This window comes from Candidatus Thermoplasmatota archaeon (assembly GCA_035540375.1).
In the GTDB taxonomy this organism is placed as follows: Archaea; Thermoplasmatota; SW-10-69-26; order JACQPN01; family JAJPHT01; genus DATLGO01.
Window position 1 is genome coordinate 32,858 of record DATLGO010000031.1, and the last position, 17,168, is coordinate 50,025.

Below are 17,168 nucleotides of genomic sequence, written 5' to 3' on the forward strand. Positions count from 1 at the left end.
ATTATGAAGGGTCCCCCGGCCCTTCCGATCCCGCCCGGAACGTGGTCGGGATATACGGCCGCCCGCCTTGTTGCGATGCCGCCGGGCCATCGTGCCCGCCGCGCTTCCGGCGCCCGCGCAAGCGGGCCCGGGGGGACAGAATCCGATGCTCGCAAGCTGCAACAACTGCGCGAACCGCGAAGGGACCGCCTGCCTGCTCAACCTCAAGCCGAGGGCGGGCGACATCCTCTGCGACAAGTACGCGATGAGCGTGGCCTTCCGGGACCAACTCCTCGCGAAGCTCCGCGAGGACCTCTCCGTGGAGATCAGCCAGGCGATCCTCAAGGTGAAGGTCGAGCGCCAGGCCGCGGGCCAGGGGTTCGCGGCCTAGGTGGGACCTTCGGGGATACACTTTCCTGAGAACGGTCATCCCTCCCGTCGACGGTAGGGCCCTTGGAGGCAAGGGAGTATGATCAGGTCTCGTCCGGTCACGCCAGCCGCCGCGCTGCTTCTTTCGATGGTCCTCGTCGGGTCCCCGGCGGGAGCCGCGGTCGTGGCGCCCATCCCGAACGCGTCCGCGCCCGATTTCGAGCGCGTGGGTTGGACCGCTTTCCCTCCGGGCGCTCCCGTCCGAGACCACGAGGCCGCGTTCGGCGCGAAGGATCCGACGCACGGTCTCGCCCACGGCGTCAACCCGGCCGCGATCGACATCGCAAGCGGCGTGGCGTCGGTCGGCGCGAACCCGGGCCCGGAGCCCTCGCTCGCGTGGAGCGACGCCGACGCTTCGCACGTCTTCTTTCGGCTCCGGGTCGGCGGCGATCCCACGAGCCCCGGCAAGGACCCCAAGATGTACAAGGCGTACCACTGGAACGTCCTCGTCGACGCCGACGGGGACGGCATGAGCGAGTTCGTGGTGGATCTCTTCGGCGGGAAGCGCGCCGACCCCCCGCACCCCGCGGGAAGCCTCGTCGTCCACAACAACCACGCCTGCGAAGACGTTCCCACGGGGAACGTGGACGCCGACAACGCGGTCGCCCCGGGCCAGGTCGTCTGGTCCGCGCCGGCCTCGAAGGCGTCGAACGCTTACACGCGTGCGCGCGCGACGGGCGATGGCCAGTATTGGATCGAGATGGCCGTGCCTTGGACCGCGTTCACCTACGCGCGCGGCGTCTGCGCGGGGGAGCGCGCCCTCTTCACCGGCTCGAGCCCCGGCCTCTTCGCATCCACGAGCGCCTCCAACACGAATCCGCTCCAGAAGGATTGGATGGCCGGCGCGGTTCTAGCCCCCCGGCTCGAGGTTTCGAAATCGGCCGACGTCGCGGAGGCCGCGCCGGGCGGCCTCATCACCTACACGCTCGAGGTCGCGAACGTCGGCTCGGGATGGGCGCGGACGCCCACGCTCACGGACGCGGTGCCGGCGCACACGTCCTTCGTCTCCGCCTCGAACGGAGGCATCCACGACGCCGCGACGGGTCTCGTGCGGTGGACGCTCCCGAGCCTCGCGCCCGGCGCGCGGGCCACGGTCGACCTCAGCGTCGTCGTCGCCGATCCTCTGCCGTCCGACGTCGGCGCGGTCGAGAACGTCGCCGTCGCGGGCGGCGCGGCGAGCAACGCCGTCACGACCCCGATCGTCCGCGCGCCCGCGCTCGCATTGGCGCTCGTCGCGGCGCCCCCCGCGCTCGGACCCGGAGGAGTCGGGATCTTCACCTTCAGCTACGCGAACACGGGCTCCGCGCGCGCGATCGACGTCGTCCTCGAGACGGCCTTCGAGGGGCCCGGCATTCCGCGACCCTCGGACGGCGTTGACATGGAAGGCGGTTTCGCGCGCTGGTCGGTCGGCGACCTCGAGCCGGGCGCCTCGGGCATCGCCACGCTCCGCATCGACGTCGATGCGGCGCTCGAGCCCGGCGTCCACACCCTCGTCGCCTCGGGCCGTCTCGTTGCCGCGAACGCTCCCGCGACCGCGGCCGGTCCCGCGACGATCCTCGCGATGGCGACCGCGGGGCTCGCGGTTACCTCGACCCCGTCGATCGCGGAGGCGCGGCCCGGCGACGCGATCACGTGGACGATCGCCTGGCGCAACGACGGCAACGCGACCGTCGCCGACGCCCGGCTCGAGCAGGTCCTTCCGCCCGGGTTCGTCGTCGTCTCCGTCGGGGACGGCGGTCGAATGGAGGAAGGCGTTCTCGTCTGGGTCCTCGGCACCCTCGGACCCGGCGCTTCGGGCGCCACGATGGTCGTCGTCCGGGCGCCCTCGACCGCGCCGGAAGGACGGACGCTCCACGAGGACGCCGTCACCCTGAGCGCGCGCTCGGCCGCGCCTGCCCGCGCCGTGTCGCAGGTCCTCCTGATCGCCGAGCCGCTCGCCGAGCTCGGCTTCGAGGCGCTCGCGCCCGCGACGGGCCCCGGCGGCGCGCTCGCGTTCCGCGCGACATGGTCGAACGGGGGCGACGCCGTCCTGCGCGACGCCGTGCTCTCGGTCCTTTTCGAGGGCCCGGTCTCTCCCGCGTCGCTCCGATTCCCGATCGGGGACGTCGCGCCCGGCGCGAACGGGGCCATCACGTTCGACGTTCGCGCCGACGAACGTCTGCGCCACGGATCCCATCCCGTCCTCGCGCACGCCGCGCTCGCGTCCGCGAACGCCCCCGCCGCCGCGGCCGGACCCGCCCGGGCGACCGTGGTGGCGGGCGCCGCGCTCGCGCTCGCCGTCGACGTCTCGCCGGAGCGCGGCGGGCCGGGCGACGCGTTCCGCTGGAATCTCGCATGGGCCAACGTCGGGAACGGGACCGCGGCCTCGGCGACGCTTGCCGACCTCGTCCCGCCCGGTTTCGCGCTCGTCGCGATCTCGCCCGGCGGGATCGCCTCGGGCGATGCGCTCCTCTGGACGCTCAGGGATCTCGCGGCGGGATCGTCCGGCGCGGCGTGGTTCGAGGCCCGGGCGCCCGCGCATGTGCCTGCGGGCGAGTCGCGCTTCCCGAACGACGCGAAGCTCAGCGCCGAGGGGCTCGACACGGTCGAGGGCTCGGTCGAGGCGATCGTCGCCTCGCGCGGCGTGCTTGCGCTCGCCGTCTCGGTCTCGCGCCCCGCGATGGGCCCCGGCGACGTGGCCGCGCTCACGATCACGCTGACGAACGTGGGCAACGCGGCCGCTTCCGATGCGCGCGTCGAGGGGCTCGTCGAGGGCCCCGCGCGCTGGCCCGATGCCTCGCCGGATGCGAGGCTCGCCTGGGACGTCGGGAGGCTCGATGCGGGCGAAACCCGCACGCTCGTCGTTGGCGTCGTCGGCGACGCGATCGTTCCGCACGGCATCCACGAGGTCGTCGCTTCGTTCAACGTTCGCGCGCTCGACGCCGACGTCCCCGCGCCCGCCGGCGTTTCGATCGGCATCCACGCCTCGGCACGGCTGTCCCTCGCGTCGACCGTCGAACCCGGCGAAACGATCGCGGGCGGGGAGGCGCGGTTCCGACTTGCGTGGGCCAACCTCGGAAACGGCACCGCGCGTGGCGCCCGGCTGCTCGACGTCGTTCCGGCGCACGCGACGCTCGTGGACGCGGGGTCCGGGGCTGAGGTCCGCGACGGCCTCGTGACGTGGCGACTCGGCGACCTCCACCCCGGCGCTCGCGGCTTCGTGGACATGGACGTCCGCGTCGCGTGGCCCATGCCGAACGGGACGACGCGCGTCTCGGACGACGCGCTTCTCGAAGCGGAGGGACCGGAGGCGGCGCGCGACGCCGCGACGCTTCTCGTCCGCGCCGCTCCCGACCTCGCGGTCGCCAAGACCGTGGACCGGACCGCCGCGAGCCCCGGGGACCGGCTGTTCTACACGATCGGCGTCGAGAATCGCGGGTCGGCGGCCGCTTCGAACGTCTTGATCCTCGATGCGCTTCCGGGGCATCTGTCTCTCGTCGAAACGAGCGAATCCTGCGGCCTCGTCGCAGAGACGCGGGAGGTGCGCTGCCTCGTCGGCACGCTTGCGGCCGGCGCCCGCGCTCCGTTCTGGATCCTCGCCGCCGTCGACGCGACGATGCCCTCCGGCGAGACGCGCCTCGTCAACGTCGCGGAGGCGCGCTTCCTCGAAGGCGCGCCGGCGCGGTCGAACGAGGTGGAGACCGTCGTCGCGGCGGCGCCCGAGGTCGAAGTCCTCAAGCGCGTGAACCCGGGCTCGGCGACGGAAGGTGAGCTCCTGCGCTACGTGATCACGGTGGTGAACCACGGAAACGCGGACGCCCGCGACCTCGTGGTCCGGGACCCGCTGCCGCCCGAGCTCGAGTTCGTCGACGCGGAGCCGGAGGCCGTCGTCGACGGCTCCGTCGTGACGTGGCAGGTGCCGCTCCTCGAAGCCCACGGCGGCTCGATCACGCTGCTCCTCCTCACACGCGTGCGCGACCTCGACGTGAAGAGCGTCGTCGCGTGCAACGCGGCGAGCGTCGAGGGCGCGAACGTTCCCGCAACGGAAAGCGCGCGCGCGTGCGTTCGATTGAGCTGCGCGATGCCGGACCCGCTCGCGAGCAGCGCGGCGGCCTCGGTCGCCCTCGTCGGCGGCGCGCCGTCGCACGAGGTCGCGCAGCGCGGCGAAGGCCGTCAGGAGTCGGGCTCCGCGACGGAGCTCATGACGCTGCCCGGCGTGAGGATCGGCCTCGGCGCGAACGCGGTGACGGGCGCCGTCGCCGAGGACGGCGCCGCCGTCGCGAACGCGCAAAGCGTGTTCGGGCCCATCGACGTCCTGGGCCGCCTCAAGGCCGACGGCGCGGTGATGAATCTCGTCGCCGCCACGGACGGCGCGAACGCCACGTGGTCGATCGAAGGTACGCGATTCCTGAACCTCACGCTCGACGGCGTCCCGCTCACGGACGTCGTGCCGGGCCTCGAGATCGATCTCGCGGGTGCCCGCGCGACGCTTCTCAGGGTCGACGCGCGCACCGAGGCGCCGCGCCAGGGATACGAAGGCTTCGCCGCCTTCCGCTCGACCGCGACGCTCACCCTCCTCGCCCTCGAACCCGTGCTCGGTGCTCCCGTCTCGGTGGGCGTCGCCCACGCGACGGCGCTCACGGGCGTGGAACCCGAGTGCTCGGGCCCGTCCCATCCGTGGATGCGGGCCGATGCCGCCCTCGTCGACGTCGGCGGTCTTCACGCGGTCCACGCCGGCGTCAGGGGGCTCGGCGGCGAGGACGAGCGTCGCGGCGACATGTTCGCGTCGCCGCTCGTCGAGGCGCGCGGCTGGCGCGCCCTCGCGCGCGGCGCGACGAACACGACGTGGGCGCGCGCCGAGACCGGCCTCGAAGCGGCTTACGTCGACATCCTCGACGGCCTGGTGGTCGCGCGCGGCCTCGAGGGCCGGATCGTGGTCGAGAACGGACCCTCGAAGCTCGAGGGCCACATGGCGATCGCGGAGCTCATCGTGGAAGGCCAGGCCTACGCGGGCGGCGCGATGCCTCAATCGGAGATCCCCCTCGGAGGAGGCGGTCGCGTGCTCCTGAACGAGCGCATCGCGCTCCACGACGGAGGCCTGCGGGTGAACCTCATCCGCGTCGAGGGCCCCGACGGGGTCACCCTCGCGCTCGTGGGCGCGCTCCAGGCGGAAGCGCACCTGACGACGTGAAGGATTAAGGACGGGGGTCGCCTCGGGGGCCCGTGGCCTCCGGCGACCGCCTCGTCGTCCCCGCGCTTCTCGCCGTGTCGTTCTCGTTCGCGACCATGGCCATCGCCGGGAAGATCGCGCTCACGGGGCTCCCGCCGCTCGCCCTCGCGGGCGTGCGCGTCGCGAGCGCGGCCGTCGTGCTGCTCGCGGCCGCCTGGTTCGTCGCCCGCGAGCGCGTGCCCCGCGCGGACCTCGCCCGCATGGCGGGCCTCGCCTTCCTCGGCGTCACCGTCAACCAGGTCCTGTTCATCCAGGGCTTGAGCCTCACGGGAGCCATCCCCGCCACGGTGCTCGTCGCCACGATCCCCGCCTTCACGCTCCTCGTCGCGGGCGTCCTCGGTCACGAGAAACTCACGGCGAGAAGGGGTTTCGGCGTCGCGGTGAGCTTCACGGGCGTCGTCGTGCTCCTCGGCGCGAGCGCGGTCGGCGGCCTCGGGACGAGCCTTCTTGGGGACGCGCTCATCCTCGTGAACGCCCTGTCGTACTCGTTCTACCTCGTGCTCTCGCGTCCCGTCCTCGCTCGCTACAGCCCCGTCACCGTGGTCGGCGTCACGTTCGGCTTCGGGGCGCTCTTCACCCTCGCCGTCTCGGCGCCCTCGCTCGCGACCGTCGATTGGGCCGCGCTTCCCCGCGACGTCGTCCTCGCGACGGGTTGGGTCGTGCTCGTGAGCACCATCCTCGCCTACGGGCTCAACAACTGGGTCCTCAGACGCGCGCCCGCCTCGACCGTCGCGAGCTACGTGTACCTGCAGCCTCTCATCGCGGCCGCGCTCGCGATTCCGCTCTTCGGCGAGGCGCTGACGCCGGGGATTCTCGCGGGCGGAGCCCTCATCCTTGGGGGGGTCGCGCTCGTGACCCGGGATGGAAGGCCGAAGGCCGCGCCGCTTCCGGCCGCCCCCGAATGATCAGGCGGACTGCGCCGCCCCGAGGCGCCGCAGCAGCCAGGGGGGCGGGCGGAGGGCGACGAGGATCGTCAAGGGAATGGCGATCGCGACGATTCGCGTGAAGATGATCCACCACGCGGCATTTTGGAGCGCCGCCGCGGAACCGAAGGCTGGAGAAAGAAACCACGCGAGAATACCGAGAGAGATGGTGGCGATGCGGAACCTCTGGATCGGCTCCTGCGTTTTCCAGTAGAGGCTTCCATACGCGATGGCGCCGATGACGATCGGCAGCACGAGAACCGCGACCACGAAGGCGACGGCGGCGGAATCGAGCGTGTTCGTATTCACGAGTACGGCGCTCGCTCCCGCGCCGATCCGCACGTCCACGGGGTTCAGCCAGACGAAGAGGTACACGAAATAAGCGTAGATCACCGAGTAGACCAGGGCGAGCGTCCAGGCCGGCTTGAGGGAACCGGTGTAGATGAAGAGCAGGTAGGACATGAGCCCCCAGAGGCTCATGACGAGGGGGAGGATCGCGATGAAGCCGAGAGCTTCGTGGAAAACGAGGTCGTGGACGCCCATGACCACGAGGAACGTCCGCGCGCCGCCGATGAACGTGCTCACCGCGAGCGCGAACCACCAGAGGGCGAAGGCCCTGATCGCCGTTTGCGCGTTGCCTTCGGCCGGCCGCTCGCTGACGACCCGACCGATGTAAGCGTAGAGGGCGGCCGTGAGGCACGCGAGCGCTGCGCTTCCGAGCCCAAAGATATCGGTCACGGTGCGCCCTCGGGCGTCCTTGTTCGCGGACGTAGAAGAACCCTTCGTTTGGACCACCGCGCATGGCGCCGACGCATCAGATCAGCTCCCGCACGCGCCCTTGGATGGAGTCGATCGGCCGCGGCGTCGTGGTCGGTTTCGGCGTCGGAACGTCCGGACCCTGGGGCGGCGTGACGGGGATCCTGACCGTGAACACGGTTCCGCGGCCAGGACCGGGACTCGCGACGGCGATGGTCCCGCCGTGGGATTCGACGATGCCCTTGCAGATGTAGAGGCCGAGACCTGAACCGGTCTTGCGGTCCTTCATCGCCCCGACCTGGGAGAATGGGCGGAACAGCAATGAGGCGTCTTCAAGCGTCAAACCCGTGCCGTCGTCCTCGACCATAAGGAGAACGTCGTTGGCCCGCCTCTCGGTCCGCACCTGCACATGCCCTCCTCGCGGCGTGAATTTGATCGCGTTGCCGATGAGATTGAAAAGGACCTGCATGAGCCGCTTTGGATCGGCTTCGAGCGAGCACGCTCCGTGGATCCGAGCCTCGAGGTGAAGGCCCGAGACGTGCGCCGCCTCCGCGTAGCTCTCGACGGCCTCGAGGACGAGGCGGTTGAGGTCGATGGATTTGCGGTCGAGCCCAAGACTTGCGGCCTGGATACGGGCGACGTCCAATACGTCCTGTGTGAGGATGCGAAGGCGCTCGACGTTCCGGTCGAGGACCTGGATGGACTTGATCTGCTCCGGCGACAGCCGGGTCATGTCGGCTCGCTTGAGGATGTGGATCTGCATCCGGATGGGCGTGAGGGGGGTTCCGAGCTCGTGCGCCGCCATGTTGATGAACTTCGTCCTGAAGGCGTCCATTTCGCGCAGCCGCTCGACCTCGGCCTGGCGTTCGACCGCGCGATGTCTTTCGACCTCGGCCAGCTTGCGCTCGCGGAGGTCCCTGAGAACATGGATGACGAGCGCGTCGGACCCCAGGGACACCGCGCTCGAGGTCACCTCCATCGGAATCGCCTGCCCCGCCGCGTCGCGCGCGACGACCTCTGCAGTCTTCCGACCCCGTTTCGGGGTGAGCGCCGTGAGGTTCGTGGTATCCGCCGCGAGCAGGGACGAGATCGGGGCCCCGAGGAGCCGGTCTCGCGTTTGACCAAAGAGACCTTCCGCCTGGGCGTTCACGAGCGTGATGGCGCCCCCGTCGTCGGTGATCACGATCGGGTCGGGCGCGGCTTCGAGGAGGCTGCGGAACTTCTCCTCGGCGCGCTGCACGAGCCTCATCTCCTCCCGCATCTCGCCCTTCGCGCGGGCTTCGTCGAAATACTGTTGCGCGATGAAAGCGCTCACGGCGGCGACAAATCCGAAATAGGATACCCGAAGGAGCGCCTCGACGAGATTGCGTTCAAGCTGTCCCATGCCGACGAGAAGGCCGAGATAGCTCACCCCGTACGCCGCGGCGCCGACGACGGTGGCCACGGGGCTGAAACGGAGCGCGACGGAGGCGATCGCGACGAAAAACAGGTGCTGAAAGGGCGAGTGGAAACCCCCCGTCGCGTAGATCCATACCATGATGAAGCCGAAATCGAAAAGGGTCGTCGCCCATGCGGCGACGATCGGCCGGAGACGTTGAAAGGGGTCGCGGAAGAGCGTGACGATGCCGTAGATGAGCGCCGCGACGATGATGACCTCGGCGAGCCACGGCGTCGCTTCGCGAGCGGGACCTGAGACTCCGTAAACGATGGTATTGACCACGATGATCGGGAACCGGACCCACGAAAGCCATCGCTCGGCTTCGCTCAACCGGACCGCCGCGGGATTCGCCGTCGCCATCCTTAGAGCACCCCTGCGAACACGGCGAACGCGAGGGCGACCATGACCCACGCGTGTCCGAGCCCGCCTCGCCAGGAGCCGGAGCCGAGGACGCCCGCGACCAGACCGCCTCCGAGACCCTGGGCGAGCGCGGCCGCGTAGTAAAACGTCTCGAAGTCGTCGAGATCCACGCTGCGGAACGAGAGGCCCGCGGCCGATGCCGAAGCCGCCTGCGAGGTCGCGAGGACCAGCTCAGGCACGAGGGTCGCGTAGAGCAGCGCGACAACGCCCAGGAACACGACGAACGAGATGTGGATGATCGCGACGTACATCGAAATCATCGATCGCCGCTCGACTCTCATCTGCCGGCTGGCGCGTGCGTCGCGCGCGGCGATCATGAGGACTTCGCTCACGTTGCCGCCCGCAGCGCTGGCCTCGGCCACAAGCCGGGCCGCGCGTCGAACCGCGGGCGTCCGGGTCTCGATGCTGAAGCGTTCGAAGGCCTCGGCGAACTCGATGTTCCAGTCGAGGCGCTCGGCAAGTCGCCTGATATGGTGCCCGAGCGCGCCATGGTCGCTGCGGGCCGCGACCTCCACCGCCGCGGGCAAGGTCAATCCTGCCCTCCTCGAGGCGGCGAGGTCGCGAAGAAAGTCCGGAAAGCGGTCGTCGATCTCCTCGACCTCGCGTCGGCGCGCGTTCTCGAGAAGCGCGAAGGGGCCGAGCCCGACGAGGAGGCCGGCCGCGAGGAGATCGAGCGCTCTGCCCGGGATGTATCCAAGCGCCGCCGGCATGGCGGCGGCCGCAAGAAGGATGCCCGCCGCAAGAGCCCCCCACGTTACGACCCGCGCGAGGTCGACGTCGCGAGCGGGTTTCGCGATCTTGAGGCCCGCAGGGAGGACCGACCCGTTCATGCGTCCTCCGGCGTCACCGCGTGGATCGTGAACGCGAAGGCGGCCTGCATGAGCGGGACGACCACGAGCACGAGGAGGTAGCCGTCGGTGAGCGACGCCGAGGCGGCGGAACCGAACGACACCATGACCGAGAGCATGATGATGAGGAAGAGCGGGGCCGCCACGACGACCGTCACGTAGGATTCGGCGATGAGCCCGAGGTGATCGAGGAAGCTGCGCTGTTCGAGTCGGGTCTCCGCGGCGATTTGTTCGCTTTTCGAGATCAGGTATTCGCGAAGGCTTCCGCCCGCGCCGAGGGTGGAAACAGCGCCCTGGAGGAAGTCCGCGAAGCGGGGCGAAGGGGATTGGTCGATCGCCCGCGAAAGCGCCGAGACGAGGTCGAGGCCGAGCACGCGCATGTCGCGCGCGATCCGAGCGCACTCATCGGCGACGGGGCCGAACGCTTTCTCGCGCCCGACCTCGGCAAAGATCCTCTCGGGCACGACGCCCGCGCCCGCGAGCGCCGCAACGTAGGCGAGCGCCGCGGGGAGCGCCGCGTCGGCGCTCCTGCTCCGCGCCTCGGCGAGGATCCGGGGCACGCGGTGGACTGCGGCGACGCCGAGCAGGGTTACGAGGATGCCGAGTCCGAGCCCGAGCATCCCGGCGGCCTCGGGCGCGCTCCCGACCGCGGTCGCCGTCGCGGTCGCAAGGATCGCCATGAAAACGCCCGTTGCGGTCGACGCGCCGTACCCGACGACGAGAAAAAGGTCGGCGCGCAGGGGAAGATGGGCCCGTGCCACGTCGCGTTCGAGCCTCGCGAGGGACGGGTGCCGCCGGGCGAGCCTTCCGAAGGCCCGATACGCCAGGCGCGCGACGGGGCCCACCTTCACGAATAATCCTCCGCGTCCTTGCGCGCCGCTTCCGCGACGCCTTCCGGATCCGTGGCGTAGGCCGCGAAGATGCGCGTCACGTGGTCGAATCGTCGAATGCCGCGGCGGGCCATCCAGGCGAGGATCTCGGACCGCCGACGCGCCTCGGCTTCCACCGCCTCGCGGTCCAGGTTGCGGCTCTCGCCGATCTCCTCGAGGATGCGGCTCTTGCCGAGGAAGCGCATTTGGCCCGAGGCCCGGTCCCGCCTGAAGGCCGTGTTCGTGAGGATTTCGCCCGTGCGGTTGTCGAGGCCCGCGATCTCCGTGAGCTCGACGACTCGTCGAACGAGCTTTCCGTCAACCCGCAAGGAGGCCTGGATGAGGATCCCGTCAACCTGCTGGATCAGCACGCGAGGGATGTTGATCGGTTCGTTCTCGAGGCGACGGACCACTGCCTCGGCGCTGTCGGCGTGCATCGTGCTGTAGACAGCGTGACCGGTGCTCATCGCCTGGAAAAGCGTGAAGGTCTCCGCGCCGCGGACCTCTCCCACGAGGATGTATTCGGGTCGCTGCCGGAGCGCGGCCTCGAGGAGGCGGTACATGTCGACGGCTCCGGCCAGCTTGGAGCCGGAAAGCTCGCCCGCAAAGCCGGTCCTCGTCACCGACGCGATCCAATTTTCGTGCGCAAGATTGATCTCGCGCGTTTCCTCGATGGACACGATCTTCTTCTGGAGGGGGATGAAGGTGCAGAGCGCGTTGAGGGTCGTGGTCTTCCCGCTCGCGGTGCCGCCCGCGACGAGGAGGTTGCGCCCGCTCTCCATCGCAAGCCAGAGCGTGGCCGCGAGATCTGGATCGAGCGTCCCATACGCGATGAGGTCCGGAGGCGTGAGGGGGTCGCTCCGGAACTTGCGGATCGTGAAGGACGAGCCGCGCGTGGTCACCTCGCGCGAGAGCGTGGCCTGCAGCCTGCTCGAGTCCGGCAGCGTCGCATCGAGGATCGGATCCGCGATGCTGATCTGCTTGCCCGCCCGCTGGCCGAGCCTCATCACATAGCGGTCGAGTTCGATCTCGTCGTCGAACACGACGGTTGTTCGCATCGATTCGAATCGACGATGAAAGACGTAAAGGGGGATTCCGGGGCCGTCGCAAGAGATGTCCTCGATGAGCGGGTCGCGCATGACGACGTCCATCGGGCCGTAGCCGAGGAGATCGCGCGCAAGCGCGTATCGGACGCGTTCGCGGCCGACGGGATCGAGGAGGACGGAATGATCCACGATCGCCTGATCCGCCGCCGCAAGAAGTCTCGCCTCGCGGTCGGACGAATCAGCCGCTTCGACCGGCAAGGTCTTGACGAGCGTCTCGCGCAGGAAAGCGCAAGCCTCGCGCTCGGGACCCGCGAGGACGGGCTCCACGACTTCGTAAAGGTTCGTTCCCGATGCGCCGTCGCGGAGGATGCGCGGAAAGGCGAGACCGCCGGTTCCGGGATCGAGGATCTCGAAGGGCGCCGCGACCTCGCGAACCGGGGTCACGGGTCGGTCCGGCGCGAGGCCCAGCGCCGCATAGGCCGCGCGGCCGCGGAGCAGCTGGCGGTCAAGGGGCGTCGGCGCGGTCGCGCCGTTGCGAAGGCCCCGGAGGGCATCAAGCCACGATCGCGACATCGAGGCTCACCTCCTTGATCGCAACGTGGACATCTTCCGATGCCGAGGACGGCGAGGTCCCGAGAATCCGGACCTGGATGGAAGCGCTTCCCGTCGTAACCATGTAATCCTTCGGCGAAACGAGACCCGCCCGACCGAAGGCGTCGTGGACGATCCCCGCCCAAGCCGCGGGCGCCCGCGTCTCGATGACGAGGGTGGCCTCCGGCGCGCGCCCCTCAACCCGCAAGATCTTCGTCGGCGTAAGCGTGGCGACGGCGGCGCCCGTCGAAGTCGCTTGGAGGGTTGCTCCCTGGAGACGGGCGCCGTCGAGAGAAACCACGGTGACGTCGTTGATGCGCGCGACCCCAAAGTCCGGAGGGACCCGGAAGACGAAGGCTCCGCCTTGATCAAGGAGGAGGGCGCCGTGCTCGACGACGAGCTTCTGGTCGGGATACCGGTTGTTTGCCGCCGCGATGGAGAGCGCGCCGCCCGCGGACCTCCACGCGTAAGGCTCCCGGACGGTGCCGCCGCCCGTGGTGACGAGCGTTCCGTCGGGGGCCGCCTCTCGCGAACGCATTGCGTATTCGGCCGTGATGAACGACGAGAGCGGCTGCGCGTTGAACGTTTCGATAGAAAGCGAGACCGGCTTCTCGGCATCGGCGATCACGCGGTCGAATCGCCAGGTCGGCGTGAGGACGTCGACCCAGAACGGAGGCGCGATGGGGGAGGTCATGGAGTGGATTCCCTGGAAGAAGATCGTCGTTCCCGACTCGGTCCTCACGGCGGCGGTCAGCTCGGAGGCCTGCGAGCCGCCCGGGGCCGAAACCCGGAAGCGGAAATCGCCCGCGAAGGCGCCCGTCCGGTTCCGGAGCGTGAGGTCGACGGCGTCGAGGTGATTGGCCTGGGAAAGCGTCGACGTGATCTTGAGCCTCAAGTCGTCGACGGCGGCGAGGTTGGTGATGTTGATCCGACTGGTGAGGGGCGACCACGATTCGCTCGCGCCCGCGGCGCTTGCCCCGTCGGACCAGATGCGCATCCGCGGCGACGACACCGTGAGCGCGGGTCCCGTGGCTTCGAAGGAGACGGTGGGGGGTAGCCCCGAGGTCCCGAGGAACTCGTCCCCGCGCCCGACAGGGATCAGGAAGGCCTGCGCGCCCTGGGCGGGATCCGTCGTGCGCGCGCTCGCGGCAAGCTTCGCAAGGCGCTCCTCGAGCGTGGCGATCCTCTCGATCTCGCGATCCCGCTCCAGGGCTGGAAGCACGGTCACGCGAGCGGCGGCGAACGCGGCGGCCACGATCGCGAGGACGAGAATCGCGCCGATGACGTTGGAAACACCCTTGTCGCCCATGCTTTAGCCCACCGTGTAGATCGCATTCGCGAGGAGGCGGGACGTGCCGTCCTCCGACGTCGCGGATACCTGTATCGAAACCCGGGCACCCGGCGCGAGCCGCAGCGTCCGGGTCCACGTTTCGCCCGCCGTGAGGCTTCCGTCGGAAAAGGCGGAGCCGAGAGCGCTTCCCGTGAGTCGCGTCGTCAGACCGTCGACGGCGTAGACCACGACGACCCGCGATGCGGGGAGGCGTTCTCCTCCGCCGTGCGTTATCCTCAGTTGGTCGTCGGCGGTGTTCCAGACCGCGTCGGGGCCGCGCGCGATGCCGGTGGAGACGTCGGCGTGAGGCGGAGTCTCGACGACGAGCCTCGCATGGAGGAAAGCCCCGAAGACTGCGGCCGCGGCCACCGTGATCGCGACGAGCAGGAGCGTCCCCACCGTCTCGACGGCCCCCCCGTCCGTCATCGGATGCGTCCTCCGGAGAACGAGCCCGTGATTTCGACGTTCGCTTCGTCGAAGCGGTACTCCGTCCAACCGATCTCGGGCGGCGCGCCCAGCCCCTCGACCCGCAGGAGGTGGCGGTCGCCGTCGCGCTTCACTTCGATGATGCCATGACAGAGGTGCTTGAAGGCCTGCACGTCGGCGTCCGCGTGCATCCCGTGGTCGACAAGGAGCATTCCCGTCGCCCCGGCGCGTCGCGCCATCCCGATGAAGACCTGGAGGAAGCGGAACGTGGCCTGGGGACTCGTCTGGATCGCAAGGGTCGACACCGAGTCGAGGACGAGCGCGTGCCGCGATGCGTTCTTCGTGATCTCGCGATGAACTTTGCCGAGCGCAACGCCCAGGTCGTTGAGGCTTGCGAGCCCGTCGACGAGTTCGGTCCCGAGCCGGGGGTCCTCCTCGAATCCGATCACCCGGCTGTAGGCGTCGATCGTGTGAAGAAGCCCCGACGCGATTGGCACCGCGAGATTTCCCGCGGAGCGGGCGAGATCCTTGTGGAACTCGGAGGCCGTTGCGTTCGTGACGATCCCGAGGGCGGCGTCTCCGCGCGCGATGCTTTGTGCGAGGAAACGGCGCGCAAGCACCTCCTTCCCCGCGAAGGGCGGCCCGTACACCAGCGCGAAGGATCCTTCGGGGAGGCCCCCTCCGAGCAGATCGTCGAGTCGCCGGACGCCCGTCAGGATCTTCACGTGACCACCCCCCGGACGTTCCGGAAGAGCCGGCGCAAGAGCGCGCGGCAGGCGATTGGGTCGCTCACGTCGATGGGGACCACGGGGACGTCGTCGCCGAGGGCGAGCTCCCGGGCGATCTCCTCGGGCGAAAGGGCGTTCGAGGGATCCTGCCGGTTCGCGGCCACCACGATGGGAAGATGCTGGGTCCCCGATTCCTCGAGCATGGCGCGGGCGCGCTTCAACGAATAGTGGCGGCTGCTCTCGACGACGAGTACGACCCCCATCGCCTGGCCCGCGAGCATGCCGAGGAGCGGATCGAACCGCGCTTGACCGGGCGTGCCGAACACCTCGGTGGTGAAACCGTCCATCGTGACCGTCCCATGATCGAGGGCCACGGTCGTATCGAGCCGATTGACGCTGATCGAGGTGTCGCTCACCGCGTTCACGAACGTGCTCTTGCCGGCGTGGAAGGGACCCGTCACCAGAATCTTGGGGATGTATTCCAGGACTCCTTCCGGCTCGCGGACGACGAAAGCGACGGCTTCGTCCGAGCCGTTTGCGCGCCAGCCCGCGCGCTCGACCCGGAAGGCGTGCCCCGTCGTCGCGCGGCGACCCTGGAGGCCGCTCACCTGGACGACGCCGTCGAAGGCCGAGGTGAACGGCGCGGTCCCTCCTTCGTAGGGCCACGCGGTCACAACGGTCGCGGACACGGGGAATCGCCTGAACGCGGCGACGATGCGGGGCAGGTCGCGCGCGGCCCGCTCGGGATCCGCCGCGCGATCCACGAGCGTGGACAGGGAATCGACGGCAAGGAACGCGTTCGGATAGAGGGTCGATAGGCGTTCGATCTCCATCGCGAGCGACGCAGGGTCGTACGGATCGGGTATCACATGACGGGCTCCGAAATCGAGGCCGAGTCCCGACGAGTAGCCGTCCACGATGACGAGCTTCGGGGCTCTGGCGTCGAGGCCGAAGGCGCGCAGACGCATCGCGACCGCGTTCGGCGGGCGGTCAAGGCCGACGAAAACCACGGGTCCTCCGCGGGCGACGTGCTCGCGCGCGGCCTGGTAGAGGAACGGCGTCGCGTCGACGCCCGGATCATTGACGAAGACCACCGACGAGCCCTTGGGAACCGGCGCCATCCGCCGGTCGACGGCGGGGACGCCGATGAGCGTGGAGGCGGAGGACACACTTCAGCCTCCGTTTTCCTTCGAGTGCTCGATCGCCTTCCGCACGTGCGCAAAGGTCTGTTTGAGGTCCGCGTTCGGCTCAGCCACGGCGACGAGCATGAGATCGGTGGCGGCCGCGACGGCGATCAGGCTCACCCCCTCGGCCTCCAGTCGGAGGATCACGGGGGAGCGGCCCCCGAGCTCGCCCACCATCGTTTCGCCGGCAGCCATGACGGCGGCCGCGAGCGCGCTCATGGTCCCGGGTCGGGAGATCTTCGGACATTCGTTGATGACGCAAAGACCGTCGCGCGTGACGAGGAGCGCGCCCTGGATGCCGGGCGCGTCGGAGAGGGTGGCGAGGGCCTGTTTCCATGGATCGCGAATCACGCCGAGAGGCGTCCTTCTGGGTGAACCGATGGTCATGTCAGGTCCTCCGCCCGAGCTCGTGACGCATGGCGTCGAGGCTCCTGGCGAATGCCCGCGCCCGAAGCTCGTCGGCGCGGCGCGCCCGGAGGATCGAGAAGACGTTCTCGACAACGACGTCAGGATCGAACGGTTTGACGAGGAAGTTGTGCACGCCTTCGAGGTTGATGGCCTTGAGCGCGATGTCGAGGTCGGGATAGGCCGTGATGAGCATCCGGGCGCTCCCGGGGGCGATCTTCTGGGCGGCGGCGAGGAACTCGAGTCCTGTCATCCCCGGCATCCGGTAGTCCGTGATGATGAGATCGACGGCCTCCTTTTCGAGGAGCGTGAGCGCGTCGGGACCCGACGTTGCCACCACCACGTCGATCTCGAGCTCGGCCTCGAGCAGATCGCGGAGCGAATCGCCGATGTCCACCTCGTCGTCGACGACCAGGACCCGCTGACGGCGGATGGGGTCGGACGCGTCGTCCGTCACGGCGATCCTCTCCATCGGGAAAGGGGGGCGCCCGAAACCAGCCATCCGTCTTGGGGGGGTGATTGCATGGGGGGGTTCCGCTCCGTGCCCGGTTCCGGGCGTCCGCTTCCCTGTCTGTCGCCCCTCGCAT

Annotated in this window: 14 protein-coding genes; 3 read left to right on the top strand and 11 right to left on the bottom strand. The window is 69.6% G+C overall.

From position 1 onward, the window contains the following. Window positions 1-145 precede the first annotated feature (145 nt). The 3 genes from VM889_03795 (at window position 146) to VM889_03805 (ending at window position 6,522) form a co-directional block, all read left to right on the top strand. The gene (locus VM889_03795) at window positions 146-370 is read left to right on the top strand and encodes a hypothetical protein (GenBank protein ID HVL47659.1); all 225 of its coding nucleotides are present in this window, start codon (window positions 146-148) and stop codon (window positions 368-370) included. 78 nt (window positions 371-448) lie between these two features. Further along, window positions 449-5,578 (top strand): choice-of-anchor P family protein, encoded by a 5,130-nt coding sequence (locus VM889_03800; GenBank protein HVL47660.1) that lies wholly within the window; start codon window positions 449-451, stop codon window positions 5,576-5,578. A gap of 32 nt (window positions 5,579-5,610) precedes the next feature. Further along, complete coding sequence (locus tag VM889_03805; protein HVL47661.1) at window positions 5,611-6,522, top strand: DMT family transporter; 912 nt, start codon at window positions 5,611-5,613, stop codon at window positions 6,520-6,522. Here the strand turns inward: VM889_03805 and VM889_03810 are convergent, their stop codons facing one another. The 11 genes from VM889_03810 to VM889_03860 form a co-directional block, all read right to left on the bottom strand. Further along, window positions 6,523-7,278, bottom strand: coding sequence for a hypothetical protein (locus VM889_03810; protein ID HVL47662.1), 756 nt, complete (start codon window positions 7,276-7,278; stop codon window positions 6,523-6,525). A gap of 76 nt (window positions 7,279-7,354) precedes the next feature. Beyond that, window positions 7,355-9,094, bottom strand: coding sequence for a PAS domain-containing sensor histidine kinase (locus VM889_03815; protein ID HVL47663.1), 1,740 nt, complete (start codon window positions 9,092-9,094; stop codon window positions 7,355-7,357). Between the two features lie 2 nt (window positions 9,095-9,096). After that, complete coding sequence (locus tag VM889_03820; GenBank protein ID HVL47664.1) at window positions 9,097-9,984, bottom strand: type II secretion system F family protein; 888 nt, start codon at window positions 9,982-9,984, stop codon at window positions 9,097-9,099. Next, window positions 9,981-10,853 carry a type II secretion system F family protein gene (locus VM889_03825; GenBank protein ID HVL47665.1) on the bottom strand — a complete coding sequence of 291 codons (873 nt, stop codon included), beginning with the start codon at window positions 10,851-10,853 and terminating at the stop codon, window positions 9,981-9,983. Before VM889_03825 ends, VM889_03820 begins: the two co-directional genes overlap by 4 nt. Further along, the gene (locus tag VM889_03830; GenBank protein HVL47666.1) at window positions 10,850-12,490 is read right to left on the bottom strand and encodes a type II/IV secretion system ATPase subunit; all 1,641 of its coding nucleotides are present in this window, start codon (window positions 12,488-12,490) and stop codon (window positions 10,850-10,852) included. Before VM889_03830 ends, VM889_03825 begins: the two co-directional genes overlap by 4 nt. Continuing rightward, window positions 12,471-13,817, bottom strand: coding sequence for a hypothetical protein (locus tag VM889_03835; protein HVL47667.1), 1,347 nt, complete (start codon window positions 13,815-13,817; stop codon window positions 12,471-12,473). The genes VM889_03830 and VM889_03835 overlap by 20 nt, the downstream gene beginning before the upstream one ends. Window positions 13,818-13,820: 3 nt before the next feature. Further along, window positions 13,821-14,264 carry a type IV pilin gene (locus VM889_03840; GenBank protein ID HVL47668.1) on the bottom strand — a complete coding sequence of 148 codons (444 nt, stop codon included), beginning with the start codon at window positions 14,262-14,264 and terminating at the stop codon, window positions 13,821-13,823. Continuing rightward, window positions 14,261-14,989, bottom strand: coding sequence for an RAD55 family ATPase (locus VM889_03845; protein ID HVL47669.1), 729 nt, complete (start codon window positions 14,987-14,989; stop codon window positions 14,261-14,263). The genes VM889_03840 and VM889_03845 overlap by 4 nt, the downstream gene beginning before the upstream one ends. Then, window positions 14,986-16,161 (bottom strand): ADP-ribosylation factor-like protein, encoded by a 1,176-nt coding sequence (locus tag VM889_03850; protein HVL47670.1) that lies wholly within the window; start codon window positions 16,159-16,161, stop codon window positions 14,986-14,988. Before VM889_03850 ends, VM889_03845 begins: the two co-directional genes overlap by 4 nt. A 3-nt stretch (window positions 16,162-16,164) precedes the next feature. Continuing rightward, window positions 16,165-16,527, bottom strand: coding sequence for a roadblock/LC7 domain-containing protein (locus tag VM889_03855; protein HVL47671.1), 363 nt, complete (start codon window positions 16,525-16,527; stop codon window positions 16,165-16,167). A gap of 37 nt (window positions 16,528-16,564) precedes the next feature. Beyond that, complete coding sequence (locus VM889_03860) at window positions 16,565-17,053, bottom strand: response regulator (protein HVL47672.1); 489 nt, start codon at window positions 17,051-17,053, stop codon at window positions 16,565-16,567. Window positions 17,054-17,168: the final 115 nt, after the last annotated feature.

Excerpts from the sequence above, each read along its gene's own strand:
- VM889_03795 (HVL47659.1), top strand. The coding sequence starts at position 146 with ATGCTCGCAAGCTGCAACAACTGCGCGAACCGCGAAGGGACCGCCTGC.
- VM889_03800 (HVL47660.1), top strand. The coding sequence starts at position 449 with ATGATCAGGTCTCGTCCGGTCACGCCAGCCGCCGCGCTGCTTCTTTCG.
- VM889_03815 (HVL47663.1), bottom strand. The coding sequence starts at position 9,094 with ATGGCGACGGCGAATCCCGCGGCGGTCCGGTTGAGCGAAGCCGAGCGA.
- VM889_03820 (HVL47664.1), bottom strand. The coding sequence starts at position 9,984 with ATGAACGGGTCGGTCCTCCCTGCGGGCCTCAAGATCGCGAAACCCGCT.
- VM889_03830 (HVL47666.1), bottom strand. The coding sequence starts at position 12,490 with ATGTCGCGATCGTGGCTTGATGCCCTCCGGGGCCTTCGCAACGGCGCG.
- VM889_03835 (HVL47667.1), bottom strand. The coding sequence starts at position 13,817 with ATGGGCGACAAGGGTGTTTCCAACGTCATCGGCGCGATTCTCGTCCTC.
- VM889_03840 (HVL47668.1), bottom strand. The coding sequence starts at position 14,264 with ATGACGGACGGGGGGGCCGTCGAGACGGTGGGGACGCTCCTGCTCGTC.
- VM889_03860 (HVL47672.1), bottom strand. The coding sequence starts at position 17,053 with ATGGAGAGGATCGCCGTGACGGACGACGCGTCCGACCCCATCCGCCGT.